The 23,588-nt window shown below is 72.7% G+C and carries 25 protein-coding genes and 1 pseudogene; 14 read left to right on the forward strand and 12 right to left on the reverse strand.

All coding sequences use genetic code 11. The features are described 5' to 3' along the window. The first annotated feature begins 77 nt into the window (after window positions 1-77). Window positions 78-938 carry a tRNA pseudouridine(38-40) synthase TruA gene (gene truA / locus SYYSPA8_RS25180; RefSeq protein WP_323449579.1) on the forward strand — a complete coding sequence of 287 codons (861 nt, stop codon included), beginning with the start codon at window positions 78-80 and terminating at the stop codon, window positions 936-938. Here the strand turns inward: truA and SYYSPA8_RS25185 are convergent. Continuing rightward, on the reverse strand, window positions 918-2,045 hold the full coding sequence (locus tag SYYSPA8_RS25185) for a Fis family transcriptional regulator (RefSeq protein ID WP_323449580.1): 1,128 nt from the start codon (window positions 2,043-2,045) through the stop codon (window positions 918-920). The two genes, truA and SYYSPA8_RS25185, sit on opposite strands and share 21 nt — an antisense overlap. Before the next feature lie 56 nt (window positions 2,046-2,101). On the opposite strand from SYYSPA8_RS25185, the gene SYYSPA8_RS25190 reads away from it, so the two are divergent. From SYYSPA8_RS25190 to glmM, 4 genes are all read left to right on the forward strand, one after another. Beyond that, window positions 2,102-3,724: an ABC-F family ATP-binding cassette domain-containing protein gene (locus SYYSPA8_RS25190; RefSeq protein ID WP_323449581.1), complete on the forward strand. Its 1,623-nt coding sequence runs from the start codon at window positions 2,102-2,104 to the stop codon at window positions 3,722-3,724. 479 nt (window positions 3,725-4,203) lie between these two features. Further along, a complete protein-coding gene (rplM, locus tag SYYSPA8_RS25195) occupies window positions 4,204-4,647 on the forward strand; it encodes a 50S ribosomal protein L13 (RefSeq protein ID WP_323449582.1) in 444 nt (147 codons plus the stop codon). A gap of 41 nt (window positions 4,648-4,688) precedes the next feature. Next, window positions 4,689-5,207 (forward strand): 30S ribosomal protein S9, encoded by a 519-nt coding sequence (rpsI, locus tag SYYSPA8_RS25200; RefSeq protein ID WP_323449583.1) that lies wholly within the window; start codon window positions 4,689-4,691, stop codon window positions 5,205-5,207. A 191-nt stretch (window positions 5,208-5,398) separates the two neighbouring features. Beyond that, window positions 5,399-6,757 (forward strand): phosphoglucosamine mutase, encoded by a 1,359-nt coding sequence (gene glmM / locus SYYSPA8_RS25205; RefSeq protein WP_323449584.1) that lies wholly within the window; start codon window positions 5,399-5,401, stop codon window positions 6,755-6,757. 91 nt (window positions 6,758-6,848) lie between these two features. Here the strand turns inward: glmM and SYYSPA8_RS25210 are convergent, their stop codons facing one another. Beyond that, window positions 6,849-7,802 (reverse strand): DUF389 domain-containing protein, encoded by a 954-nt coding sequence (locus SYYSPA8_RS25210; protein WP_323449585.1) that lies wholly within the window; start codon window positions 7,800-7,802, stop codon window positions 6,849-6,851. Window positions 7,803-7,854: 52 nt separating this feature from the next. After that, window positions 7,855-8,826 (reverse strand): type I pantothenate kinase, encoded by a 972-nt coding sequence (gene coaA / locus SYYSPA8_RS25215; RefSeq protein ID WP_323449586.1) that lies wholly within the window; start codon window positions 8,824-8,826, stop codon window positions 7,855-7,857. A 78-nt stretch (window positions 8,827-8,904) separates the two neighbouring features. On the opposite strand from coaA, the pseudogene SYYSPA8_RS25220 reads away from it, so the two are divergent. Together SYYSPA8_RS25220 and SYYSPA8_RS25225 are read left to right on the forward strand one after the other, a co-directional pair. Then, window positions 8,905-9,636, forward strand: a pseudogene (locus SYYSPA8_RS25220) (glucosamine--fructose-6-phosphate aminotransferase); the annotation flags it as partial. A 73-nt stretch (window positions 9,637-9,709) separates the two neighbouring features. Next, entirely contained in the window at window positions 9,710-10,078 is a 369-nt protein-coding gene (locus tag SYYSPA8_RS25225) for a holo-ACP synthase (protein ID WP_323449587.1), read from the forward strand. Between the two features lie 135 nt (window positions 10,079-10,213). Here the strand turns inward: SYYSPA8_RS25225 and SYYSPA8_RS25230 are convergent, their stop codons facing one another. From SYYSPA8_RS25230 to SYYSPA8_RS25265, 8 genes are all read right to left on the reverse strand, one after another. After that, on the reverse strand, window positions 10,214-10,393 hold the full coding sequence (locus SYYSPA8_RS25230; protein WP_323449588.1) for a hypothetical protein: 180 nt from the start codon (window positions 10,391-10,393) through the stop codon (window positions 10,214-10,216). Further along, a complete protein-coding gene (locus SYYSPA8_RS25235) occupies window positions 10,393-10,893 on the reverse strand; it encodes an NUDIX domain-containing protein (protein ID WP_323449589.1) in 501 nt (166 codons plus the stop codon). The genes SYYSPA8_RS25230 and SYYSPA8_RS25235 overlap by 1 nt, the downstream gene beginning before the upstream one ends. Window positions 10,894-11,160: 267 nt before the next feature. Further along, window positions 11,161-11,385 carry a hypothetical protein gene (locus tag SYYSPA8_RS25240; protein WP_323449590.1) on the reverse strand — a complete coding sequence of 75 codons (225 nt, stop codon included), beginning with the start codon at window positions 11,383-11,385 and terminating at the stop codon, window positions 11,161-11,163. Window positions 11,386-11,390: 5 nt separating this feature from the next. Next, entirely contained in the window at window positions 11,391-11,657 is a 267-nt protein-coding gene (locus SYYSPA8_RS25245) for a DUF7848 domain-containing protein (RefSeq protein WP_323449591.1), read from the reverse strand. 122 nt (window positions 11,658-11,779) lie between these two features. Next, window positions 11,780-12,673, reverse strand: a complete 894-nt coding sequence (locus SYYSPA8_RS25250) for a helix-turn-helix domain-containing protein (RefSeq protein WP_323449592.1) — start codon at window positions 12,671-12,673, stop codon at window positions 11,780-11,782. Beyond that, the gene (locus tag SYYSPA8_RS25255) at window positions 12,628-13,368 is read right to left on the reverse strand and encodes a DUF6879 family protein (protein ID WP_323449593.1); all 741 of its coding nucleotides are present in this window, start codon (window positions 13,366-13,368) and stop codon (window positions 12,628-12,630) included. The genes SYYSPA8_RS25250 and SYYSPA8_RS25255 overlap by 46 nt, the downstream gene beginning before the upstream one ends. A gap of 152 nt (window positions 13,369-13,520) precedes the next feature. Continuing rightward, window positions 13,521-15,635, reverse strand: a complete 2,115-nt coding sequence (locus tag SYYSPA8_RS25260; RefSeq protein ID WP_323449594.1) for a YncE family protein — start codon at window positions 15,633-15,635, stop codon at window positions 13,521-13,523. 3 nt (window positions 15,636-15,638) lie between these two features. Beyond that, window positions 15,639-16,211 (reverse strand): hypothetical protein, encoded by a 573-nt coding sequence (locus SYYSPA8_RS25265; RefSeq protein WP_323449595.1) that lies wholly within the window; start codon window positions 16,209-16,211, stop codon window positions 15,639-15,641. A 226-nt stretch (window positions 16,212-16,437) separates the two neighbouring features. On the opposite strand from SYYSPA8_RS25265, the gene SYYSPA8_RS25270 reads away from it, so the two are divergent. The 5 genes from SYYSPA8_RS25270 to SYYSPA8_RS25290 all read left to right on the forward strand — a co-directional run bounded on the left by SYYSPA8_RS25270 (window position 16,438) and on the right by SYYSPA8_RS25290 (window position 21,542). Then, on the forward strand, window positions 16,438-17,880 hold the full coding sequence (locus SYYSPA8_RS25270) for an NAD(P)H-hydrate dehydratase (protein WP_323449596.1): 1,443 nt from the start codon (window positions 16,438-16,440) through the stop codon (window positions 17,878-17,880). A gap of 127 nt (window positions 17,881-18,007) precedes the next feature. Next, a complete protein-coding gene (gene alr / locus SYYSPA8_RS25275; protein WP_323449597.1) occupies window positions 18,008-19,282 on the forward strand; it encodes an alanine racemase in 1,275 nt (424 codons plus the stop codon). 86 nt (window positions 19,283-19,368) lie between these two features. Further along, a complete protein-coding gene (locus SYYSPA8_RS25280) occupies window positions 19,369-20,592 on the forward strand; it encodes an alpha/beta fold hydrolase (RefSeq protein ID WP_323449716.1) in 1,224 nt (407 codons plus the stop codon). Further along, the gene (gene tsaE, locus SYYSPA8_RS25285; RefSeq protein ID WP_323449598.1) at window positions 20,564-21,148 is read left to right on the forward strand and encodes a tRNA (adenosine(37)-N6)-threonylcarbamoyltransferase complex ATPase subunit type 1 TsaE; all 585 of its coding nucleotides are present in this window, start codon (window positions 20,564-20,566) and stop codon (window positions 21,146-21,148) included. The genes SYYSPA8_RS25280 and tsaE overlap by 29 nt, the downstream gene beginning before the upstream one ends. A gap of 157 nt (window positions 21,149-21,305) precedes the next feature. Next, entirely contained in the window at window positions 21,306-21,542 is a 237-nt protein-coding gene (locus tag SYYSPA8_RS25290; protein WP_323449728.1) for a hypothetical protein, read from the forward strand. Window positions 21,543-21,656: 114 nt separating this feature from the next. On the opposite strand, the gene SYYSPA8_RS25295 is transcribed toward SYYSPA8_RS25290, so the two are convergent. Then, the gene (locus SYYSPA8_RS25295; protein WP_323449599.1) at window positions 21,657-22,202 is read right to left on the reverse strand and encodes a L,D-transpeptidase; all 546 of its coding nucleotides are present in this window, start codon (window positions 22,200-22,202) and stop codon (window positions 21,657-21,659) included. Window positions 22,203-22,374: 172 nt separating this feature from the next. Between SYYSPA8_RS25295 and tsaB the strand changes: the two genes are divergently transcribed. Continuing rightward, complete coding sequence (gene tsaB / locus SYYSPA8_RS25300) at window positions 22,375-23,037, forward strand: tRNA (adenosine(37)-N6)-threonylcarbamoyltransferase complex dimerization subunit type 1 TsaB (protein ID WP_323449600.1); 663 nt, start codon at window positions 22,375-22,377, stop codon at window positions 23,035-23,037. Between the two features lie 89 nt (window positions 23,038-23,126). Next, window positions 23,127-23,588 (forward strand): ribosomal protein S18-alanine N-acetyltransferase, encoded by a 462-nt coding sequence (gene rimI / locus SYYSPA8_RS25305; RefSeq protein ID WP_323449717.1) that lies wholly within the window; start codon window positions 23,127-23,129, stop codon window positions 23,586-23,588.

Consider the following 23,588-nt stretch of genomic DNA (forward strand, 5'->3'; position numbering starts at 1 on the left):
AACGGGTCCGTTCCCTGAGGGGAGCGGGCCCGTTCCGCGTGTCCGGGCCCCGGAGCCCGTCTGAGAGGATCTGTTGCGTGAGTGATGAGGTGGAGCCCGGTTTCGTCCGGGTACGGCTGGACCTTTCGTACGACGGGAAGGACTTCTCCGGGTGGGCCCGGCAGGCGGGCGGCCGGCGCACCGTCCAGGGCGACATCGAGGACGCGCTGCGGACCGTGACCCGCTCGGCCGTGTCGTACGAGCTGACCGTCGCCGGACGGACCGACGCCGGGGTGCACGCGCGCGGCCAGGTGGCCCATGTGGACCTGCCCGTGGCGGTGTGGACCGAGCACCGCGAGAAGCTGCTCAAGCGGCTCGCGGGGCGGCTCTCGCGCGATGTGCGGATCTGGCGGGCCGAGGAGGCCCCGGCGGGCTTCAACGCGCGTTTCTCGGCGATCTGGCGGCGCTACGCGTACCGCGTGACCGACCACCCCGGCGGGGTCGACCCGCTGCTGCGCGGGCATGTGCTCTGGCACGACTGGCCGCTCGACGTGGCCGCCATGAACGCGGCATCGGCGCCGCTGCTCGGGGAGCACGACTTCGCCGCGTACTGCAAGAAGCGCGAGGGCGCGACCACCATCCGCACCCTCCAGGAGCTGTCCTGGGAGCGGGACGCGGCCGGGATCGTCACCGCCACCGTGCGCGCCGACGCCTTCTGCCACAACATGGTGCGCTCGCTCGTCGGCGCGCTGCTCTTCGTCGGGGACGGGCACCGGCCGGTGGAGTGGCCGGGGAAGGTGCTGGCCGCGGGGGTACGGGATTCCGCCGTGCATGTCGTACGCCCCCACGGGCTGACCCTGGAGGAGGTCGGCTACCCCGCCGACGAGCTGCTGGCCGCCCGGAACCGGGAGGCCCGCAACAAGCGGTCGCTGCCCGGGTCAGCCGCCGGCTGCTGCTGACCGCTTGGCCTCGCCCCGGGCGACGATCTGACGGAAGGTGAATTCCGCCACGTCGTCGCCGGCCTTGAAGGCGGCCGTGTCGCCCTTCTCCACCGACTTGCCGTTGGTGAGGCCGGTGGTGGTGAAGTAGGCGTAGCGGCCGTAGGAGTTGGCGGTGAAGCGGCAGACCGGGCCGCCCTTGCAGAAGTCGGGGCCGCCCTTGGCCTTCAGCGGGGCGATGTTGCCCTTGGACTCCTCGACGGCCTTCTTGGCCTCGTGCTCCTTGCCGAAGACGGCGACGCCGATGGTGACCGCGACCTTGTCCCCGGCGGTGTACGTGGCACGGAAGACCTGGTCGCAGCCGTTGCGCTCCAGGATGTCGCCGAGGCCGCCCTGGGTGACGGAGGAGCAGGCGTCGGCCCGTGCGACGGTCGACTTGGTGTAGATCCTCGTCCCCTGGGTCAGCTCGCGGCCGGGGAAGAGCGTGTCCACGGAGAGCGGCGCGGTGTCCAGCTTCTCGTCGGAGACGACCTGCTTGGCGGACGGCGGCGGCTTCGCCTCGCCCGACGCCTTGCCACCGGGGGAGGCCGCGGCGCTCGCGGACGGCTCCGACGCGGTGTTCTTGGCGTCCTTGTCCTTGCTGTCGTCGCCGGCAGTGAGCACCACGGCCGTGACGACGGCGGCGATGGCGACCGCGGCGACGGCCCCGCCGATCGTGATCAGGCGCTTGCGGCGGCTCCGGGCGGCGGAGGCGTCGGCGAGCGCGGCCCAGTCAGGGGTGGAGTTCGCGGCCGGCGGGCGCTGGGCCTGCTGGAACTGCTGCTGGGGTGGTGGCTGCTGCTGGTAAGAGGGCTGCGCGTACGGCTGCTGCGGGGGCTGTCCCTGCTGGTACGGGTTGGGCGTGCCGCCCTGCTGCCCGCCCTGCTGTCCGCCCTGCTGTCCGCCGCCCTGCGGGGGGCCGTACGGATTGGGCTGCTGGTACGGACCGGGGGTGCCCTGCTGCCCGCCCTGGTAGGGCCCCTGGCCCCCCTGCCCGCCGGCGCCGTAGGGATTCTGCTGGCCCGACCCGTACGGGTTTCCGTCCTGTCCGCCGGACCCCCACTGAGGTCCCCCCTGACCGTTGCTCATGCCGCGCATCCTAAACCGGTTGGGTGACGAAGGGGTCGGAGGCGAGAATCAGCATCATGGGACATCTCGAAGCGGGGCATCTGGAGTACTACCTTCCCGATGGGCGGGTGCTCCTCGGCGACGTGTCGTTCCGGGTGGGCGAAGGGGCCGTGGTCGCCCTGGTCGGTGCGAACGGCGCGGGCAAGACCACGCTGCTGCGCCTGCTGTCCGGGGAGCTGAAGCCGCACAGCGGCACGGTCTCCGGCAGTGGCGGTCTCGGGGTGATGCCGCAGTTCATCGGCTCCGTCCGGGACGAGCGGACGGTACGGGACCTGCTGGTCTCGCTGGCCCAGCCCCGGGTGCGCCAGGCCGCGCGCGCCGTGGACGAGGCCGAGCACCTGATCATGACCGTGGACGATGAGGCCGCGCAGATGCGGTACGCGCAGGCGCTGAGCGACTGGGCGGAGGCGCGCGGCTACGAGGCCGAGACGCTGTGGGACATGTGCACCACGGCCGCGCTCGGGATGCCGTACGACCGGGCGCAATGGCGTGAGCTGCGGACGCTGAGCGGCGGTGAGCAGAAGCGGCTGGCGCTGGAGGCGCTGCTGCGCGGCCCCGACGAGGTGCTGCTGCTGGACGAGCCGGACAACTATCTGGACGTCCCCGGCAAGCGGTGGCTGGAGGAGCGGCTGAAGGAGACCCGTAAGACGGTCCTCTTCGTCTCCCACGACCGGGAGCTGCTCTCCCGGGCCGCGCAGAAGATCGTGAGTGTGGAGCCCAGCCCGGCGGGGTCGGACGTCTGGGTGCACGGCGGCGGTTTCGGCACGTACCACGAGGCCCGCCAGGAGCGGTTCGCCCGGTTCGAGGAGCTGAAGCGGCGCTGGGAGGAGAAGCGGGCCCAGCTCAAGCGGCTGGTGCTGGACATGCAGCAGTACGCCTCCCGCAGCGACGACATGGCCTCGCGCTACCAGGCGGCCAAGACCCGGCTGCGGAAGTTCGACGAGGCCGGGCCGCCGCCGGAGCCGCCGCGCAAGCAGGAGATCCGGATGCGGTTGCGCGGCGGGCGTACCGGCGTACGGTCGCTGACCTGCGAGCGGCTGGAGCTGACCGGGCTGATGAAGCCGTTCGACCTGGAGATCTTCTACGGCGAGCGGGTGGCCGTCCTCGGGTCGAACGGCTCCGGGAAGTCGCACTTCCTGCGGCTGCTCGCGGGGGACGCCTCGGTGGCCCACACTGGCTCCTGGAAGCTGGGGGCGCGGGTCGTTCCCGGTCATTTCGCGCAGACGCACGCCCACCCCGAGCTGCTGGGGCGCACCCTGGTGGACATCCTGTGGACGGAGCACGCGAAGGACCGGGGCGGGGCGATGTCCGTGCTGCGCCGGTACGAGCTGGAGGGGCAGGGCGACCAGAACTTCGACCGGCTCTCGGGCGGGCAGCAGGCGCGGTTCCAGATCCTGCTGCTTGAGCTGGCGGGCACCACGGCGCTGCTGCTGGACGAGCCGACGGACAACCTGGACCTGGAGTCGGCGGAGGCCCTTCAGGAAGGCCTGGAGGCGTACGAGGGGACGGTGCTGGCGGTGACGCACGACCGCTGGTTCGCCCGGTCCTTCGACCGCTATCTGGTCTTCGGCGCGGACGGGGTGGTGCGGGAGACCCCGGGCCCGGTCTGGGACGAGCGCCGGGTGCAGCGGGCGCGGTAGCTGCGCGTACGCAGATGGTCGCGGTGGGTCGGCGGGGCCGGCCGGCCCCGGCGGGCGGAGCTTCTGTGTGATCATGAACTCGCTCGTCTGCCGCATGAGTCTCTGCCGCGTGAGTGGGAGAGTGGGAAACGGCGGTCATTTCGTGCGCCCTGGGCCCGCCGCTTGGCGGAATCTGGGGTTCCGGAGTGTTGCCGGGGTGGCGGAGAGTGATGCGCGGCCCGGACCTGCCAGATCGTTTTGACCCACCCGGCGGTACGCGGGTAGTCTTCTGCTTCGTTATGCGTATTGGCTTGCTCTATCTCACGTGAGGGGCCCTTACGCCGGTCCACCGGACCGATGACCAGCGGTAGGTACCCGGGTTGCGTCCCCGTGGTGCCACCAGAGCTGTCGTGCATCGTTCGGGTGGCCTTGTCAGGACCCGCTCCCCGAGCCCTTGGGCCCAGGGAGTCCCACTCACTGAAGAAGCGAAGGCTACGACCGTGCGTACGTACAGCCCCAAGCCCGGCGATGTGACGCGTCAGTGGCACGTCATTGACGCGCAGGACGTCGTCCTGGGCCGTCTGGCGACCACTGCCGCCACCCTGCTGCGCGGCAAGCACAAGCCGATCTACGCCCCCCACGTCGACGCTGGTGACTTTGTCATCATCATCAACGCGGACAAGGTGCACCTGTCCGGCAACAAGCGGACCCAGAAGATGGCCTACCGCCACTCCGGCTACCCGGGTGGTCTGCGCTCCGTCCGCTACGACGAGCTGATGGACAAGAACCCCGAGAAGGCCGTCGAGAAGGCCATCAAGGGCATGCTCCCCAAGAACACCCTGGGCCGTCAGATGCTCTCGAAGCTGAAGGTCTACTCGGGCGAGAACCACCCCCACGCTGCCCAGCAGCCGGTTCCGTTCGAGATCACCCAGGTCGCGCAGTAGTTCCGGCCACCCCCTAAGACGAAGAGAATCTGAGGAGCATCGTGGCCGAGACCACCGCTGAAACCCCCGTCGAGGTCGAGGAGACCTACGCCGAGGTCACCACCTTCGAGTCCGAGGTCCCGCTGGAGGGTGAGTACACCTCCGAGTCCCTCGCCTCGCGCTTCGGCGACCCGCAGCCGGCCGCCGGCCTGGGCCGTCGCAAGAACGCCATCGCCCGCGTCCGGATCGTCCCGGGCACCGGCAAGTGGAAGATCAACGGTCGCACCCTTGAGGACTACTTCCCCAACAAGGTGCACCAGCAGGAAGTCAACGAGCCCTTCAAGGTGCTCGAACTCGACAACCGCTACGACGTGGTCGCCCGCATCTCCGGCGGCGGCGTCTCCGGCCAGGCCGGCGCCCTGCGCCTGGGCGTGGCCCGTGCGCTGAACGAGGCGGACGTGGACAACAACCGCCCGGCGCTGAAGAAGGCCGGCTTCCTGAGCCGCGACGACCGCGCGGTCGAGCGCAAGAAGGCCGGTCTGAAGAAGGCCCGCAAGGCCCCGCAGTACAGCAAGCGCTAATCGCTCGCTCGGTCTGCATTTGTACGTACGCCCCGGCGGCACTCCGTGCTGCCGGGGCGTACGTCTTTCCCCGACCGGGCGAAACGCAACGGCCGGAGCGCGCCTTCCCCGCCCACCTCGGGCATAGAACGGACAGGAAGCGTTCATAGGCTTGCCTTTTTGGAGCATCACGGAGTTTTCGGAGGACAGCTGTGGGACGACTCTTCGGCACGGACGGGGTGCGCGGTGTCGCCAACGAGGATCTGACGGCGGAGCTGGCGCTCGGCCTCTCGGTCGCCGCCGCGCATGTGCTCGCCGAGGCGGGATCGGCTCCGGGACACCGGCCGACCGCCGTGGTCGGCCGTGACCCCCGGGCGTCGGGAGAGTTCCTGGAGGCCGCCGTCGTGGCGGGCCTCGCGAGCGCGGGCGTCGACGTCCTGCGGGTCGGCGTGCTGCCCACGCCCGCCGTGGCGTACCTCACCGGCGCGCTCGGCGCCGACCTCGGCGTGATGCTCTCCGCCAGCCACAACGCCATGCCCGACAACGGCATCAAGTTCCTCGCGCGCGGTGGGCACAAGCTCGCCGACGAGCTGGAGGACCGGATCGAGACGGTGTACGAGCAGCACCGCTCGGGCGAGCCGTGGGACCGGCCCACCGGGGCGGGGGTCGGCCGTGTCCGCGACTACGACGAGGGCTTCGACAAGTACATCGCGCACCTCGTCGCCGTACTCCCCAACCGGCTCGACGGGCTGAAGATCGTCCTGGACGAGGCGCACGGCGCCGCGTCCCGGGTCTCGCCCGAGGCGTTCGCGCGGGCCGGGGCCGAGGTCGTCACCATCGGCGCCGACCCGGACGGGCTCAACATCAACGACGGCTGCGGCTCGACCCACCTCGGCCTGCTGAAGGCCGCGGTCGTGGCGGAGGGCGCCCACTTCGGCATCGCCCACGACGGCGACGCCGACCGCTGCCTCGCGGTCGACGCCACCGGCGCCGAGATCGACGGCGACCAGATCATGGCCGTCCTGGCGCTGGCCCTCCACGAGGCCGGCCGGCTGCGCGGCGACACCGTCGTCGGCACCGTGATGTCCAACCTCGGCTTCAAGCTGGCGATGGAGCGCGCGGGTCTCCAGGTCGTGCAGACGGCGGTCGGCGACCGCTATGTCCTGGAGGCGATGAAGGAGCACGGCTACGCCCTCGGCGGCGAGCAGTCCGGCCATGTCATCGTCCTGGACCACGCCACCACCGGCGACGGCACGCTCACCGGGCTGCTCCTGGCCGCCCGGGTGGCCGCCACCGGGCGGTCGCTGGCCGAGCTGGCCGCCGTGATGGAGCGGCTGCCGCAGGTCCTGATCAACGTGCCGGACGTGGACAAGTCCCGGGTGAACACCTCCGGGGAGCTGGCCGCCGCGGTCCTGGAGGCCGAGCGCGAGCTGGGCTCCTCCGGCCGGGTGCTGCTGCGGTCCTCCGGCACCGAGCCGCTGGTCCGGGTGATGGTCGAGGCCGCCGACATCGAGCAGGCGCGCGCGGTCGCGGGGCGGCTCGCGGACGTGGTGAAGTCGGCCCTGGGCTGATCACCACCGTACGGACGACGACAGGCCCCCGCCGGAAGCTTGAGTTCCGGCGGGGGCCTGTCCCCTGTGCTCAGCGGGCGGGGGCGCGGGTTCAGCGGGCGGTGCGGCGGGCCCTGCGGCCGGCCAGGAACCGTACCCACAGCACCTTCTGCACCACCAGCGTCAGCGTCCCCGCCAGCACGATGCCCCCGAGGTTCAGCAGCAGCTGCTCGGTCGAGCCCCACGCCTGCCGGTACTCCTGGAAGCTGAAGGCCACGGCTGCGTTCGCCGCCGCCGGCACGGTCGTCACCGAGATCGCCACCCCCACCAGCGCGCCCGACTTCGCCGAGGTCAGCGAGAGCGTCCCCGCGATCCCCGCGAGCACCGCCACCACGAACGAGAACGCGTCCGGCTGATAGATGAAGCCGGTGTTCGGCCGGGCCGCGTCCAGCACCCCCGTATCGAACAGGCCCAGCGCCACCATCACCTCGCTGAAGCCCACCGTGACCAGCATCGCCAGCGCGAACCCCGCGACCAGTGCCAGCGCCGAGCGCCACACCAGCCGGGACGAGCGCTGCACCAGCCCGGTCGAGATCCCCGCCAGCGGCCCGAACTCGGGCCCCACCGCCATCGCCCCCACGATCAGGATCGCGTTGTCCAGGACCACCCCGCAGGCCGCGATCATCGTCGCCAGCGCCATGAAGGCGATATAGGTGACCGACAGGGTCGACTCCTCGTGGGTCGCCCCCGCCAGCTGCTCCCACAGGACCGCGTCCGCGGCCTCCCCGGGGGCCTCCTCCTCGGCCCGGTCCGCCCGCCGGGACAGCGACAGGTCGATGTTCTCGACCGCGATCGAGCCGCAGTCGTCGATCCCCAGCTCCCGCAGCCGCGCGAGCAGCCCGTCACCGGCCTCCCGTGCCACGTCGCACAGGACCAGATCGCCGCCCTCGGGGTCCCGGGCGGCCCCGGGGACCACGGCCACATGGGTCGCGCCCACGGTCCCCTCCACCAGGCCGACGACCTCGGCCGTACGGTCGGACGGGATGATCAGCCGCAGATGCAGCACGTGTGGTTCTCCTCGACAGCGGTGAAACGGTCCCCCGGGCCTTGACCAGGGGTCAGAGCTTGCGCAGGGAGAGCTTTCTGACCTTGTGATCGGCACCCTTGCGCAGCACCAGGGTGGCACGGCCCCGGGTCGGCGCCACGTTCTCCACCAGGTTCGGCCTGTTGATGGTCCGCCACATCGTCCGCGCGTACTCCAGCGCCTCGTCCTCCGAGACCTGGGTGTACTTGCGGAAGTACGAGGACGGGTCCTGGAACGCGGTCTCGCGCAGCGCCCGGAAGCGGCTCAGGTACCACCGTTCGATGTCCTCGGTCCGGGCGTCCACGTAGACGGAGAAGTCGAAGTAGTCCGCCAGACCCATCCTGGTCCGGCCGTCCTTGCCCGGCTGGGCGGGCTGGAGCACGTTCAGCCCCTCCACGATCAGGATGTCCGGGCGGCGGACGGTGAGCCGCTCCCCGGGCACGATGTCGTAGATCAGATGGGAGTACACCGGCGCCGTGACCTCGTCCTTGCCGGACTTGATGTCCGCGACGAAACGGGTCAGCGCCCGCCGGTCGTACGACTCCGGGAAGCCCTTGCGGGACATCAGCCCACGGGCCCGCAGCTCCTTCATCGGATAGAGGAAGCCGTCCGTGGTCACCAGCTCCACCCGCGGATGCTCCGGCCAGCGCGCCAGCAGCGCCTGGAGCAGCCGGGCCACCGTGGACTTGCCGACGGCGACGGAACCCGCGACCCCGATGACGAACGGGGTGCCGCGCTGCTCGCCCTGGCCGCTCCCGGCGTCCCCGAGGAACGTGTTGAGGGCGCCGCGCAGCTCGGCGCTGGCCCGGACGTACAGGTTGAGCAGCCGGGACAGCGGCAGATAGACGTCACGGACCTCGTCCAGGTCGATGACGTCACCGAGGCCGCGGAGGCGTTCCACCTCGTCGGCGGTGAGGGGCAGCGGGGTACGGTCGCGCAGGGCGCTCCACTCGGCCCGGGTGAGGTCGACGTACGGCGTCGGCGTCTGGGTCGGCGTCTGTGTCACCCGGACATTGTCGTGGGTCCGCGACGTTCGCGGGTGGTGTGCTCGATCACGCGGCTGCCGCGGCTTTAGGCTGCGGCCATGTGCGCAATCGTGGGGTATGTCGGCGGCCGCTCGGCGCTCGAAGTGGTGGTCGCGGGCCTGGAGCGGCTGACCGGGCGGGTCTACGACTCGGCCGGGGTCGCGATCCTCTCCGACGGCGGGCTCGCCACCGCGAAGAAGGCGGGCCCGCTGGAACGCCTTGCGGAGGAGCTGCGGAGGCGGCCGCTGCCCAGCGGCCCCACCGGCGTCGGCCACATCCGGCGGGCCACCCTCGGCGGCGCGGACGACACCAACGCCCACCCCCAGCTCGACAACGCGGGGCGGGTCGCCGTCGTCCACGACGGGATGATCGACAACCATGCCGCGCTCCGGGCCGAGCTGGCCGGCCGGGGCCACGCGTTCGCCTCCGACACCGACACGGAGGTCGTGGCCCATCTGCTGGCCGAGTCCTACTCCTCCTGCGGGGACCTCACGGAGGCGATGCGACAGGTCCACGGGCGGCTGGAGGGCGCGTACGCGGTGGTGGCGGTGGCCGCCGACGAACCGGACACCCTGGTCGCCGCCTGCCGGGACGCGCTGCTGGTGGTGGGGGTCGGGGAGGGCGAGTACTTCGTCGCCTCGGACGCCGCCGCCTTCGCCGACCAGACCCGCTCGGTGATCGAGCCGGGGCGGGACCGCGTGGTGGAGGTCCGCCGGGACGCGGTGCTCGTCCTCGACCCCGACGGGGTGCCGGTGGCGGTCCGCCCGTACGAGCTGGGACTGCCGGCGGCCGGGCCGGGCTGACGGGTGCGTGATGAGTGTGACGAGTACGACGAGTGCGACGAGTGCGAGGGCGGAGAGAGCGATGATCATTGGGGTGGGGATCGACGTGGCGGAGATCGACCGGTTCGCCGCGTCCCTGCGGCGGACACCGGGCCTCGCGGGCCGGCTCTTCCTGGAACGCGAACTGCTGCTCCCCAGCGGCGAACGTCGCGGCGACGCCTCACTGGCGGCCCGCTTCGCGGCGAAGGAGGCCGTGGCGAAGGCCCTGGGCGCCCCGGCGGGGCTGCACTGGACGGACGCGGAGGTGTACGTGGAGGAGAGCGGCCGGCCGCAGCTGAGGGTGACCGGGACGGTGGCCGCGTGTGCGGAGGCGCTGGGGGTGCGGTCGTGGCACATCTCGCTGAGCCATGACGCGGGGGTGGCGTCGGCGGTGGTGATCGCGGAGGGGTGACAGCCGGCGATCCCGCCCGGGTCGGGGGTGTCCGGCGCGGGGGCGGGCTCTTCCCGCCCGTGCGGTCGGCGGGGCGCGATGTTCGGGGGTAAGAGCATCGCTCTGCGAGCGAGCGATGCTCTTACAAAGCAGACGTCACCGGGCTGGCCGCTCCTCGGTGTCTGCGATGACGGACCGGGCGGCCTCGTGGACGTGGTCGCCCAGGATCAGGGTGGGGCTCGCCAGGCCGAGAAGCGTCAGGACCGTGAGCGCCAGGGCGAGACCGTCGCGGTCCTTCCGCCGTCGGGTGTCCGGCGCGGGCCCGGCGGCGGCCACTACACGACCGGGTTGCCGTGGACGAGGAGGGGTTGTGCCTCGCTGCGGTGGTGGGCGAGGAGGGCGGCGCGGATGCGGCGTTCCTGGTAGGGCTGGGTGTGTTCGCCGAGCTGTCCGAGGGGTACCCAGCGCAGGTCGGCGAGTTCGGTGCGGGCGGTGTCGGGGATGGTGGCGGTGTCGGCTTCGGGGCCCGTGACGGTGCCGCCGTCGCAGATGAAGTTGAAGCCTTCGGCCGAGTCGGTGTCGGGGTTGGCGGGGACGTGGTCGACGGCGAGGAAGTGGCTGATCCGCAGCCGCAGTCCGGTTTCCTCGGCGAGTTCCCGGGCGGCGGCCTCCGCGATGGCCTCCCCGGCGTGGGCGCCCCCGCCGGGGAGCTGCCACGCGCCGTCCTTGTAGCGGGGTTGTACGAGGAGGATGCGGCCGGTGGTGTCCTGGATGAGGACGACGGCGCCGATGCGGCGGCGGGGCGGGCAGGTGGGGTCGATGTCGGCGTGGGCCATCGCGTTCTCCTGGGTGTGGTGGTGGGGGTGGGGTTGCGGCCGACACCTGTACGAGCGGCCGCGACCCCGGTCCGGATGGGCCCGCCCCCGGCCGGGCCGGGGATGTCCGGGCACGGGGGCGGGCTCTTCCCGCCCGTGCGGTGGGCGGGGGAAGGGGGTGCGGCCGACAGGGCAGCCGGCCGCACCCGGCCTCGGCCCGGAGGCGTGGTCGGGCCGAGGAACCGTCCGCACGGGCGCACCTCAGGCGCCCGGCGGACGGAGATCGGGTCAGTCCTGTGAGCCGGGTATCGGCACGGCTCGAAGAGCGGCGGTGATCAGCTCCGCCACCTCGGCGGGCAGACAGCCCACCTCCACCTGCGCGGTACCGAACCGGGACACCTTCGGGCCGACGCCCCGCCAGGCGTCCTCGCCGACTCCGGCAGCGGCCATGGCCCCGCGAAGTTCTTCGGCGGCAGCCGTGGCACGGGCCTGGCAGGTACGCCAGGTCTCCATGTCCATCAGAAGATCGCCGGGTCCGGATCGGTGGGGGCGACTATCGGCGGCTCGGTATCGGCCTCGCGGAAGTCCTGATGACCGGTATCGAGGGCGTGGCCGAGGGCCCAGAGAGCGAAGACATCGAGTGGTGACGCGAGGAGCGAGGCCGCCGGGCAGCGGGTGCACTGGATCAATCGGACCGTGGGTCCAGATCCGGTCGTGCGCACCGGACCGGGCAGCTCTTCCGGCTGTTCGGCTGTTTCCGAGCGGGCAGGGGTGGGTGTAGCCATGAGGTCCTCCGAAGGGTCAGGACGACGTGATCGACCCTAGGGAGGTTGATCGCGCACCCGCATCACGGGTGCGCGGAGTTGCAAACTCGACGATCCAGTTGCGCGAGATTGCGCGCGTAGTGTTACAGGTGCTCTGGATTGCTCAGACGTGCTCGGGCACGGGCGATCAGTCTGTTTGCGCCGTGTCCGAAGACCGCGTGCTTCTGAAGTGTCTCCCACGTCCCCCGGTAGAGCGCGATGTCGTCGGCCGAGTCCAGTGACAGCTCCGCGTTCCACGTGTCGGCGACCACGAGACAGCCGTCCATGATCCAGAAGCCGTGCTTCGGCGCTACAGGCATCCGCACGCCGAGCGGGATGATCCCCAGATTCACCGTGTCCAGCCCCGCGAGCACGGTGAGCCGGTCGAGTTGCGCCACGGTATCGGCCAGGTCGGGGCAGCGGACGACGTACAGGGCTGCCTCCCACATCAGCGCGTGAACCTGATAGCTGCGCTCGTAGAGGGCTTCCTGACGGCGCATCCGAGCCCGTACCCCGTCCTCCACATCGGCCGGCGACCCGTGCTGGTCCGACACATCGCTCAGGACGGCACGGGCGTACTCAGGTGTCTGGAAGATGCCGGGGACGATGCCGCATTCAAACAGATGGACAACGCGGGCCCCGCGTTCCTGTACCGCGTGTGTGTCCTGAACCGCCCGATGCCCAGCAGCCAGCACCCTCTTCCACGAGCGGTAGTGCGTCTCCATCGCGCTGAGCTGCCGTACGAGATCGGCTGCCGCCAGTGGCACTCCAGTCGCCTGCGCCCACGCCTGGAGATCGTCGGTTGTGGCTGTCTGGCGGCCGTTCTCAAGGCGGCTGACCTTCGACCGCTGCCAGCCGAGCGACTCCGCCAGCTCCTTGCCCGCCAGCCCTGCCTCGGTGCGCAGCTCACGCAGCCGTGCACCAAGGCTTTCCCGGGCGTTCTGGAAGTCGCTCACAGCTGCCGGGCGAAGTCCGCGCGCTTGAGCGCGTGGTGCCATGCGGTATCCCGAATCTGGCAGAACCTGATGATGACGGCGGGGTCCTCCACCAGCTCGGCGCCGAGATACTCGTCATCGTCATCGAAGTGCAGCACCAAGGCGCGACGGGAATCGAAGAGCCAGAAGTAGAAGTCCTCGCCCGGCAGTTGGAGCCTCTCAGCGTCCATGCGCCACAGGTTCCGGATGTCTTCTCCGGCACGGCAGTTGGAATCGGCCGTGGCGAAGAGATATCGCTGCTCGGGGGTGGGTGGGTTGTCCACCAAGCGCACGCGCTCGAAGCGCTTCCCCTGGTCGACCTGCTTCCGTACGTTGGTGTGCCACGGTCGGCCGGTATCGTCTGGCACCTGGCCGGATTCCAGCCACGCAGCGTACTTCTCCGTGGCTTGGTCGGAGGCGTACCCACGACGTGTCTCCAGGCGCCACGCGGTGTGCTTGAAGGTCTCGAAGTAGTCGCCGAAGGTGTCGTCATCGATGTAGACGGGCGGTCCGCTGCGCTCATCGGCCGGAGCGAATCGGATCAGGAGCTCTCGCGGGACGGCCACGAAGGATTCGCCCTTGAGGACATCGACAGCCCCAGTCGGATTGGTGACAGTGCGTCCCTGGACGACCACTTCTCCTGTGTCCAAGTTGTCATAGAGAGTGGGGCACTTGCCTTCACCGCTGGTCGTGCCGATCACGCGGAGCCTGGGGGCCATGGGGGTTCCCTTCTCGGTCGCGGACAGTGAGGGAACGGTAGCGCTGAGATGGGATGCAGGGACAGCTCCGCTGGTGACCGCCCCGCCGGGCCCGGACATGGCTCGGTCCCTCCCGGCCGATGTATCGGGAGGGACCGAGGTCCTTGGGGGCGTTACGCCCGGATTCTGCGGCGCAGCAGGAACGCCGCCGCGCCCAGGGCGGTGAGGGCCGCCGCCCCGATGGTGAAGGGAAGCATCGACATTCCGGTTGCGGCGAGGCTTCCGTCGCCCCCGACCGTGCTGCCGGTGTCCCCTGTATCCCCGGTGCCGCCGCCGGCCGAGCCGCCGCCCACGGTGCCGCCGGAGCCGCCCGTACCGCCGCTGTCACCGCCGGAGCTTCCCGTATCGCCCGGGTCCGGGTCCGGGTCCGGATCGCCGGGATCCGGGTCACCAGGGCCGGGATCGGGGTCCGGGTCGCCCGGGCCGCCGGGCTCGCGCGGTGGCGTGACCGTCAGGCCGGCGGACGCGGAGCGGGTGGAGCCCACCGGGTTGGAGAGGACCGCCCGGTAGCGGTTGCCGTCGTGTTCCACGGTGGCCGGGAAGCTCAGGTCGGCTCCGGACGCGCCCACCACGGGCCGCCAGGTGTCGCCGTTGTCGGTGCTGAACTCCCAGCCGACCGCCGGCGCCGGGGTGCCCGTGCCCGCCGTGGTGAACGTCGCGCGTTTGCCCGGCTCGACGGAGAGCTTCTTCGGTGCGGTGGTGACCGTCGGTGAGATCCGGCGTTCCGTCTGGACGACGGTGCCGGGGCCCTTGGAGAGGGTGAACAGGGTGTGACCGGGCTCGTCGACGACCAGGGCGGCCGGGGTGTTGCCGGTCTCCAGTGTCTGGACGACCTTCTTCCGGCGGAGGTCCACGACGGCGACCGTGCCGGCCGTGGTCTGTCCCGCGTAGAGGGTGCCGGTCGTGGAGTCGACCGCCAGGGCCTTGGGGTTGCCCCCGACCGCCAGCGTGTCGGTGACCTTCTTCTCCTTGAGGTCGACGGCGAAGACCGTGCCCGCCGCGATGTTGGCGACATAGCCGGTGCCGGTACCGGGGTCGACGGTCACGCCCATGCTGCCGATCGCGGTCCGCCCCAGTTCCAGGGTGCCGGCGAGTTTCCCGGTGGTGCCGTCGATCTCGTTGAGGACGTTGCTGAAGACCCGTCCGCCGGTCGCCGGGTCGGGGACGCTCGCGATGTGCGTGGCGTACGCCCGTCCCCGCTTGGTGTCCACGGCGAGTCCGCCCGCCGGGGCCGGCAGCGCGACGGGTTCCCCGACCGGTTTCCAGGTGGTGGTGGAGTACACCGTCACCTTCCGGTCCTGGGTGCCCAGGTAGAGCAGGTCGGCCCCGGGGTCGGCGGACAGGAGGGAGATGTTCGCCGCCCTCAGGGGCGTCCGGTTGTCGGTCACCGTGCCGGTGGTGGTGGAGTACGTGGCGATCCGGTTGCCGAGGCCGAGGTGCAGGGTCTTCGAGTCCGCGTCCAGCGCCAGCGTCGTGGCGACGCCGGGCAGTTCGACGGGGGTGCCGACCGGTGTGCCGCTCGTGGTGTCGTACGTCGTCAGCAGCGAGCGGGTGCCGTCGGACGAGCTGACGTACAGCCGTTTGGCCGCCGGGTCCACCTCGATGGCGAGGGGGGCGCCCGAGTCCGGCTCGATCTGCCGGATCTCGTCGTGCCGGACGGTGCCCGGCGGGGCCTCGGGGGTCGGCGCCCCGCCGGTGCGGAAGGTGATCGGGACGATCACGTCCTGTTCGCGGTCGCCGGAGTGGGTGTGGTCCGCCCGGGTGACGACGGCGCACGCCTGCTGGGTGCAGTCGGCGCTGCTGTCCTTGGCCTTCAGGGTCAGGTCGAAGGTGAATCCGCCCTTGCCGTCCTTCACGGTGAAGGGTTTGACGAGGTCCTTGGCGTAGCTCGGCGGGTTGTTGGAGATCCAGTACGAGGATCCCGAGGTGCCGGACATGTCGGTGCCGCCGAGGCAGGGGCTGGGCGCCTGGCCTCGTTCGGGGACGGCGCAGACCGCCAGGTAGATGCCCTTGGTGGGGTCGTAGCCCGAGCCGGTGACGGTGACCTTCTGGCCGGCCGGGTCGATGTTCGCGGTCGCGGAGACCGTCAGCTTCTGCCCCGTGGGCCCGGTGGCTCCACCGGGGTCGTCCGCGCGCGCCGTGCCCGCGGCGGTGAGCCCCGCCGCGAGCAGCAGCGTGGCCACCACGACCCGTTGCGCGCCGCGGGGTCCTGTGGTGTGTCGTGTCATGGGTCAGGAGAAGGTGACCGGGACGTAGACGTCGTACTTGCGGTCGTTCGAGTCGAAGTGGTCGGCGCGGGTGACGATGGCGCAGGTGACGCCCCCCTGGCCACAGGTGACCGAGCTGGAGATCTGGGCCTTGACGTGGATGTTCACCGAGAAGTTGCCGCGGCCGTTCGCCCCGGGGGTGTAGGGGGAGGAGTTGTTCGGGGAGAGCCAGTGCCAGTCGTTGTTGATCCAGTGCGAGGCGCCGGTGGTGCCGGTCTCGTCCTGGCCGCCCAGACACGGGGTGGGCTTGCTGTTCCAGGTGGCGGGGTTGTTGACGTTGACGCCCGCGGGTATCGCGCACAGCCCGACGTAGATGCCCTGGGACTGGTTGTAGCCGGTGCCGCTCACGGTGACGTTGGCGCCGGCGGCCGCGGCGGTGTTGGGCGCGGTCACCGAGAGGTTGTAGGTCGTACCGCCGTCGGTGACGGTGCGGTTGACCGTCGCGGCGGAGGCGGTCGAGGCGAGGCCCAGGGTGAGGGCGCCGGCGCCGATGACGGCGACGGCTGCGCGAGTGACGGTCCGGGCGGCAGAGCGCATGGAAAGTACACCTTTCTCGGTGCGGGCGCTGTGCGGCGGCCCGCTTAGGTAAGGCAAACCTAAGTTGACCGTGAGGGTTCGTCAAGGCTCCCTGGGTGCGGGGCGTTCGGGCGGATGCGGTCGAAAAAGGGCCGCTTCGACGGGTCCGGGGCGCCGACGGGTGATCGCGCGCCCGCCGCGACGGGTGTTCGCGCGCCCGACCGCCCCGTACGGCAGACTCGGGCCCATGCGTACCGCTCACCGCGTCGAGAAGGTCAGAACCGCCGAGGCAGAGCTGATGGCCCGGCTCCCCGACGGCGCGCTGATGCAGCGGGCCGCCGCCGGACTCGCCGCCGCCTGCGCCGATCTGCTCCCCCGGGTGTACGGGTCCAGAGTCGTCCTGCTCGTCGGCAGCGGCGCCAACGGCGGGGACGCGCTCTGGGCCGGCGCCCGCCTCGCCCGCCGGGGCGCCGGCGTCCACGCGGTGCTGCTCGCACCGGACCGCGTCCACACCGCCGGGCTCGCGGCCCTGACCGGCGCCGGCGGCCGCGTCGCCGACGACCCGTTCGACGTCCTCGCCACCGCCGACCTCGTCCTCGACGGCATCACCGGCATCGGAGGCACCGGCGGGCTGCGCCCCGACGCGGTGCCCGTCGCCCGCGCCGCCCGGGGCAGCGACGCGGTCGTCGTCGCCGTCGACCTGCCCAGCGGGGTCGAGGCGGACAGCGGCGAGGTGCGCGGCGAGGCCCTGCGGGCCGACCTCACCGTCACCTTCGGCACCCACAAACCGGCGCTGCTGATCGACCCCGCCCGCACCTGCGCCGGGACCGTCCGCCTCGTCGACATCGGGATCGGCCCGTATCTGCCCTCCGTGCCCGAGGTGGAGGCCCTGCACCACGCGGACGTGGCCCGGCTGCTGCCCCGACCCACCGCGGGGAGCGACAAGTACCGGCGCGGAGTCGTCGGGATCGCCGCCGGCTCGGCCCGCTACCCCGGGGCCGCCGTCCTCGCCGTCGCGGGCGCGCTGCGCGGCGGCGCCGGCGCCGTGCGGTACGTGGGGCCCGCCGCCGACGCCGTCATCGCCCGCTTCCCGGAGACCCTGGTGCACGCGGGACCGCCCGCGAAGGCCGGCCGCGTCCAGGCGTGGGTCGTCGGCCCGGGGCTCGGGGAGGACGCCGACGCCGTACGGGACGTCCTCGCCTCCGACGTCCCCGTCCTGGTCGACGCCGACGGGCTGCGGCTCCTCGACCCGGACGCGGTACGGGCCCGGAGCGCGCCGACACTGCTGACTCCGCACGCCGGGGAGGCGGCCGCCCTGCTCGGCCGCGCCCGCACCGAGGTGGAGGCCGCGCGGCTGGCGTCCGTGCGCGCGCTGGCCGACCGCTTCGGCGCGACGGTCCTGCTCAAGGGCTCGACCACCCTGGTCGCCGACCCGGGTACGGGGGTGCCGGTCCGGGCCGACGCGATGGGGACGCCCTGGCTGGCCACCGCCGGCAGCGGCGACGTCCTCTCCGGGCTCGCCGGCTCGCTCCTCGCCTCCGGCCCGGCCGCCCGCGACGCCGCATCGGCCGCCGCCCATCTGCACGGGCTCGCCGGTCGGCTGGCGGCGGCCCGGGGCGTACCGATCACCGCCCAGGAGATCGCCGACGCGCTCCCGGCGGCCTGGCGCGGTGTCCGCGACCCCGGCTGACCCCGGCTGACGCGGGCGATGACCCCGGCTGACCCCGGCCCGGCGCGGGCGGTGACCCCGGCCGATGCGGGCGACGGGCACACCGGGGGTACCGGCCGCCCCGGGCGCCTCTGAGAGACTGGGCGCGATGAACCGGACGACACCGCACCCCCGAGCCCGTGCCGAGATCGACCTCGCCGCACTCCGCGCCAACGTGCGCTCGCTGCGCGCGAGGGCCCCCCGGGCCGGGCTGATGGCCGTGGTCAAGGCCGACGGCTACGGGCACGGCGCGCTGCCCTGCGCGCTCGCGGCGATCGAGGCGGGCGCGGAGTGGATCGGCACCGCCACCCCCGACGAGGCCCTGGCGCTGCGCGCGGCCGGTGTCCCCGGCCGGATCATGTGCTGGCTCTGGACCCCCGGCGGCCCCTGGCGCGAGGGCGTCGAGGCCGGCCTGGACATGGCCGTGAGCGGCCTGTGGGCGCTGGACGAGGTGGTCGCCGCCGCCCGCGCCACCGGCACGACCGCCCGGATCCAGCTCAAGGCCGACACCGGCCTCGGCCGCAACGGCTGCCAGCCCGCCGACTGGGCCGAACTCGTCTCCGCCGCACGCTCGGCCGAGGCCGAGGGCGCCGTCCGGATCACCGGACTCTGGTCCCACTTCGCCTGCGCCGACGAGCCGGGCCACCCCTCGATCACCCGTCAGCTCACCGCGTTCCGCGAGATGGTGGCCTACGCGGAGAAGGAGGGCGCCGACCCGGAGGTCCGGCACATCGCCAACTCCCCGGCGACCCTGACCCTCCCGGAGACCCACTTCGACCTCGTACGCCCCGGTATCGCCATGTACGGGGTGTCACCGAGCCCCGAGATCGGGACCCATCAGGAGCTGGGGCTGCGGCCGGTGATGACGCTCGCCGCCTCCGTCGCCCTCGTCAAGCGGGTCCCGGCCGGGCACGGCGTGAGCTACGGCCACCACTACACCACCCCCGGCGAGACCACCCTCGCGCTGATCCCGGCCGGGTACGCGGACGGCGTGCCGCGTCACGCCTCCGGCAGGGGCCCGGTCCTCGTCGGCGGCCGGGTGCTCCGGGCGGCGGGCCGGATCGCGATGGACCAGTTCGTGGTCGACCTCGAAGGGCAGGAGATCCCCGAGGGGAGCGAGGCCCTGCTCTTCGGCCCGGGGGACCGGGGCGAGCCGAGCGCGGAGGACTGGGCGCAGGCGGCGGGCACGATCGCGTACGAGATCGTCACCCGGATCGGCGCCAGGGTGCCGCGCGTCCTGCTGCACGAGAGGGCCGCGGTCACCGGTGCGGACACGAGCGTCGGCCGGGCCTCGAACGGAACCGCGCCCACCGCCGTACAGGACACCGTCGTACAGGACACCGGGAACGGCCGGGACGCCGTACAGGGCACCGGGAACGGCTGACCGCCCCGGCGGACCCGGCCCCGGGCCCGCCGCGACGAGGGAGAACGGACACCAGCGTGAGCGAGACCCGTACGGGGGAACCCGTCATGGCCGCCGTGGCCGCGGTGGAAGCCGCCACGGCCGCCGCCACCACCACGCACGGCGCCTGGCGCCGCGCGGGCATCGCCGGGGCGGCCCTCGGCGTGGTCGCCGCCGGGGCCGCCGCGGCCGTCGCCGTCGACCGGCTGACCCTCAGCCGCTCCACCCGCCGCAAGGCCCGGCTCGCGCTCGACACCGCCGGCCCCTACGGCACTCTGCGCGGCACCCCCGGCACCGCGTACGCCGACGACGGCACCCCCCTCCACTACGAGGTCGACGAGCCCGACCCGAAGCCCGCGGCCCCGCGCCGCCGCAGGCTCTTCGGCCGCCGCCCCCCGGCCCCCGTCACCGTGGTCTTCAGCCACGGCTACTGCCTCAACCAGGACTCCTGGCACTTCCAGCGCGCCGCCCTGCGCGGACTCGTCCGTACCGTCCACTGGGACCAGCGCAGCCATGGACGCTCCGGCCGGGGCGTCACCCAGACCGGACCCGACCGGGTCCCCGTCTCGATCGACCGCCTCGGCCGCGATCTGAAGGCCGTCATCGACGCCGCCGCCCCCGAGGGGCCCCTCGTGCTGGTGGGGCACTCCATGGGCGGGATGACCGTGATGGCCCTCGTCGCCCACTACCCGGAGCTGGTACGGGAACGGGTCGCCGGGGTCGCCCTCGTCGGCACCTCCAGCGGCCGGCTCGGCGAGGTCGACTACGGGCTGCCGCTCGCCGGCGTCAACGCCGTGCGCCGGGTGCTCCCCGGAGTGCTGCGCGCCCTGGGCGCCCGCGCCGACCTGGTGGAACGCGGCCGCCGGGTCACCGCCGACCTCTTCGCCGACCTGATCAAGCGCTACTCGTTCTCGTCCCGCGACGTGGACCCGGCCGTGGTCCGGTTCGCCGAGCGGATGATCGAGTCCACGCCGATCGACGTCGTCGCCGAGTTCTACCCGGCCTTCGAGGAACACGACAAGACGGCCGCGCTCCCCGGCCTCGCCGGGCTGCCGGTGCTGGTGCTCGCCGGCGAGAAGGACCTCGTCACCCCCAGCGGCCACAGCGAGGAGATCGCCGCCCTGCTGCCCGGCGCCGAACTCGTCATCGTGCCCGACGCGGGCCACCTCGTGATGCTGGAGCGCCCCGAGGCGGTCACCGACCGGCTCGCCGAGCTGCTCGCCCGGGCCGGGGCCCCGCCGGCAGCCGCTAACGTTGGGCCGTATGGAAGCACCGCACAGCCCGGCGGCTGAGAGCGCCACGAGCGCCGACCACACGAGCGCCGCCCACCTCGCCGTCGACTCCGCCGAAGACATGCGGGACCTGGGACGACGGCTCGCAGGCCTGCTGCGCCCCGGTGACCTGGTGATGCTCACCGGGGAGCTGGGCGCGGGCAAGACCACGCTCACCCGGGGGCTCGGGGAGGGGCTCGGCGTGCGCGGCGCGGTCACCTCGCCGACCTTCGTCATCGCCCGCGTGCACCCGTCGCTGACCGGCGGGCCCGCCCTGGTCCATGTGGACGCGTACCGCCTGGGCGGCGGGCTCGACGAGATGGAGGACCTGGATCTCGATGTCTCGCTGCCGGAGTCGGTGGTGGTCGTGGAGTGGGGCGACGGCAAGGTCGAGGACCTGTCGGACGACCGGCTGCACGTGGTGATCCACCGGGTCATCGGGGACGCCGGCGAACCCGGGGCGGCTGGGGACGGCGAGTTCGGCGAGTCCGGCGAGGACGCAGCCGCGGACCGCCGCCGGGTGACGCTGACCGGGTACGGGAGCCGCTGGGCCGGGGTCGCCCTCCCGGCGGGCTGAGGCACGTCTTCCGGAACACGCGGGGCGCCCGGCTCTGGATATTCCGACAAGTCGTCGGGAAAATGTTGCGTGGGCCGCGCCGTGCGTGGTCACATGGTACGGAGGCGTGGTTAGGTCTACCTAACCAAGCTGCCCCCGCGACCCAGGAGGCGACCCCATGCCGGCATCCGAGCGCGACGTCCAGCACTTCCGGCCCAGCCGTCGGCAGGCCGAGGGGGAGCGGCCGGTGCGGGCCGTTCCGCCGCTCCCGGCCGTTCCGTCACCCGTTCCGTCACCCGTTCCGTCGGCCTTCTCGATGCGCGATCTGCTGGCGTCCTGCGCGGCGGCCAGCGCCCTGTCCACGCCGCCCCGCGAGACGGCGGCCCGGGAGCCCGGGGCCCCCGAGGCGGCCTGAGGATCCGCTGCCGGCCGCCGCCGTCGTCGCCCACGCCGCGCAGGGATCCTCCGTACGGGCGATTTCGCGCGGGTGTGCCGGCGGCAGGGCACCCGGGAGCGTCACCCGGGAGCGTCAGCGGACCACGACGACCTTCGTGTCGATCGTCGCGAACCGCCACATCGAGTCCCCGTCGGCCCGCATCATCCGGATCCCTCCGGTCTTCTTCGACAGGTCGGGCTTGGTCAGCGCCCCGTTGACCGCCGCACTGAAGCCGATCACCACGTCGCCGACGTTCGCGAACCGCACCACGTGCTCGATCGCCACCCCGTCCGACCCGGTGACCTGCCCGGACCGCGAGGTGACCGTGTACGTACCCGGCGGCGGATGCACCGTCGACGGCATCACCTCGAAGGTGCGGAGCACCTTGCGGCCCCCGGCGAGCAGCCAGATCCGCCGCTCGGAGCGGTCGTAGACCACCCGGGTCCCGCTGCCCGACGCGTGGGGCGGGTCCAGCGGGCCCCGGGGCTTCTCCCGCAGCCGTTCCGGGGGTGCCGCGCCCGCCGCCGCGCCCGCGGGGCCGCTGGGGGCGCTCGCCGCGGCCTGGTAGCCGAGGAAGCCGATGGTGGCCAGGGCGGTCGCCGTGAGCCCGGCCACCAGTCCCGCGCTGCTCGGTGCCACGACGTCCACCTTTCATGGTTCAGCGGTTTCGCGGTTCTGCGGTTTCGTGGTTCTGCGGTTTCGCGGTCTTTTGAATGTTTATGTCGTCGGCATGGCTGGGGCCGACGGTAGCAGCAGGGGCCCGCCGAGGCGGGGCGCAATGCCCCGGGCGTGGGAGCCGTACGCTGTTTGCGTGCTCCTGCTTGCCGTAGATACCGCCACGCCCGCCGTCACCGCCGCTCTGCACGACGGCTCGTCCGTCGTCGCCGGGTCCAGCCGCGTGGACGCGCGCCGTCACGGGGAACTGCTCCTGCCCACCGTCGACAGCGTCCTCGCCGAGGCGGGGGTGAAACTGGACGCCGTCACCGCCGTGGTCACGGGCGTCGGCCCCGGCCCCTACACCGGCCTGCGGGTGGGCCTGGTCACCGCCGCCACCTTCGGCTCCGCGCTCGGCGTACCGGTGTACGGGCTGTGCACGCTCGACGGCCTCGCCTGGGCGAGCGGCCTGGACGAGCCCTTCGTGGTGGCGACCGACGCCCGCCGCAAGGAGGTCTACTGGGCGCGCTACACCTCCGCGCGCACCCGGGTGGACGGCCCCTCCGTCGACCGCCCCGCCGACATCGCCGAGCGGGTCGCGGGCCTGCCCGCCGTCGGCGCCGGTGCCCTGCTCTACCCGGACACCTTCCCCGACGCCCGCGCGCCCGAGCACGTGTCGGCCGCCGCCCTGGCCTCGCTCGCCGCCGAGATGCTGGCGGAGGACCCCTCGGGGGCGGGCTTCCTGCCGCCGCAGCCGCTCTATCTGCGCCGGCCGGACGCCCAGGTGCCGAAGAACTACAAGGTGGTCACCCCCCGGTGAGCACCGCCCCCGGTCCTGTCCCCGGACCCGCCCCCCTTCCCGGACCCGGTGCAGCCCCCGACGCCGGTCCCGAGGCCGAACTGCGCGAGATGCGCTGGTGGGACCTCGGGCCCGTACTCGAACTCGAACACGCCCTCTTCCCCGAGGACGCCTGGTCGCCCGGGATGTTCTGGTCCGAGCTGGCCCACGCCCGCGGGCCGCGCGCCACCCGCCGCTATGTCGTCGCGGAGTCCGGCGGCAGGATCGTCGGCTACGCCGGTCTCGCGGCGGCCGGGGACCTCGGGGACGTCCAGACCATCGCCGTAGCCCGCGAGCAGTGGGGCACCGGGCTGGGCTCCCGGCTCCTGTCCGACCTGCTGCGGCACGCCACCGCCTTCGAGTGCGACGAGGTCTTCCTCGAAGTCCGCGTGGACAACACCCGCGCCCAGAAGCTGTACGAGCGCTTCGGCTTCGCCCCCGTCGGCTTCCGCCGCGGCTACTACCAGCCGGGTGGCGTCGACGCGCTCGTCATGCGGCTCCACCTGCACGGAAACACCGAGGGAACGCTCTGA

It is taken from the genome of Streptomyces yaizuensis, from assembly GCF_034961445.1.
Taxonomy (GTDB): Bacteria; Actinomycetota; Actinomycetes; order Streptomycetales; family Streptomycetaceae; genus Streptomyces; species Streptomyces yaizuensis.

Coding starts and splice junctions, on each gene's coding strand:
- SYYSPA8_RS25185 (WP_323449580.1), bottom strand. CDS start 2,045: ATGAGCAACGGTCAGGGGGGACCTCAGTGGGGGTCCGGCGGACAGGAC.
- SYYSPA8_RS25190 (WP_323449581.1), top strand. CDS start 2,102: ATGGGACATCTCGAAGCGGGGCATCTGGAGTACTACCTTCCCGATGGG.
- SYYSPA8_RS25225 (WP_323449587.1), top strand. CDS start 9,710: ATGATCATTGGGGTGGGGATCGACGTGGCGGAGATCGACCGGTTCGCC.
- SYYSPA8_RS25235 (WP_323449589.1), bottom strand. CDS start 10,893: ATGGCCCACGCCGACATCGACCCCACCTGCCCGCCCCGCCGCCGCATC.
- SYYSPA8_RS25240 (WP_323449590.1), bottom strand. CDS start 11,385: ATGGAGACCTGGCGTACCTGCCAGGCCCGTGCCACGGCTGCCGCCGAA.
- SYYSPA8_RS25245 (WP_323449591.1), bottom strand. CDS start 11,657: ATGGCTACACCCACCCCTGCCCGCTCGGAAACAGCCGAACAGCCGGAA.
- SYYSPA8_RS25250 (WP_323449592.1), bottom strand. CDS start 12,673: ATGGCACCACGCGCTCAAGCGCGCGGACTTCGCCCGGCAGCTGTGAGC.
- SYYSPA8_RS25255 (WP_323449593.1), bottom strand. CDS start 13,368: ATGGCCCCCAGGCTCCGCGTGATCGGCACGACCAGCGGTGAAGGCAAG.
- SYYSPA8_RS25260 (WP_323449594.1), bottom strand. CDS start 15,635: ATGACACGACACACCACAGGACCCCGCGGCGCGCAACGGGTCGTGGTG.
- SYYSPA8_RS25265 (WP_323449595.1), bottom strand. CDS start 16,211: ATGCGCTCTGCCGCCCGGACCGTCACTCGCGCAGCCGTCGCCGTCATC.
- SYYSPA8_RS25270 (WP_323449596.1), top strand. CDS start 16,438: ATGCGTACCGCTCACCGCGTCGAGAAGGTCAGAACCGCCGAGGCAGAG.
- alr (WP_323449597.1), top strand. CDS start 18,008: ATGAACCGGACGACACCGCACCCCCGAGCCCGTGCCGAGATCGACCTC.
- SYYSPA8_RS25280 (WP_323449716.1), top strand. CDS start 19,369: ATGGCCGCCGTGGCCGCGGTGGAAGCCGCCACGGCCGCCGCCACCACC.
- tsaE (WP_323449598.1), top strand. CDS start 20,564: ATGGAAGCACCGCACAGCCCGGCGGCTGAGAGCGCCACGAGCGCCGAC.
- SYYSPA8_RS25290 (WP_323449728.1), top strand. CDS start 21,306: ATGCCGGCATCCGAGCGCGACGTCCAGCACTTCCGGCCCAGCCGTCGG.
- rimI (WP_323449717.1), top strand. CDS start 23,127: ATGCGCTGGTGGGACCTCGGGCCCGTACTCGAACTCGAACACGCCCTC.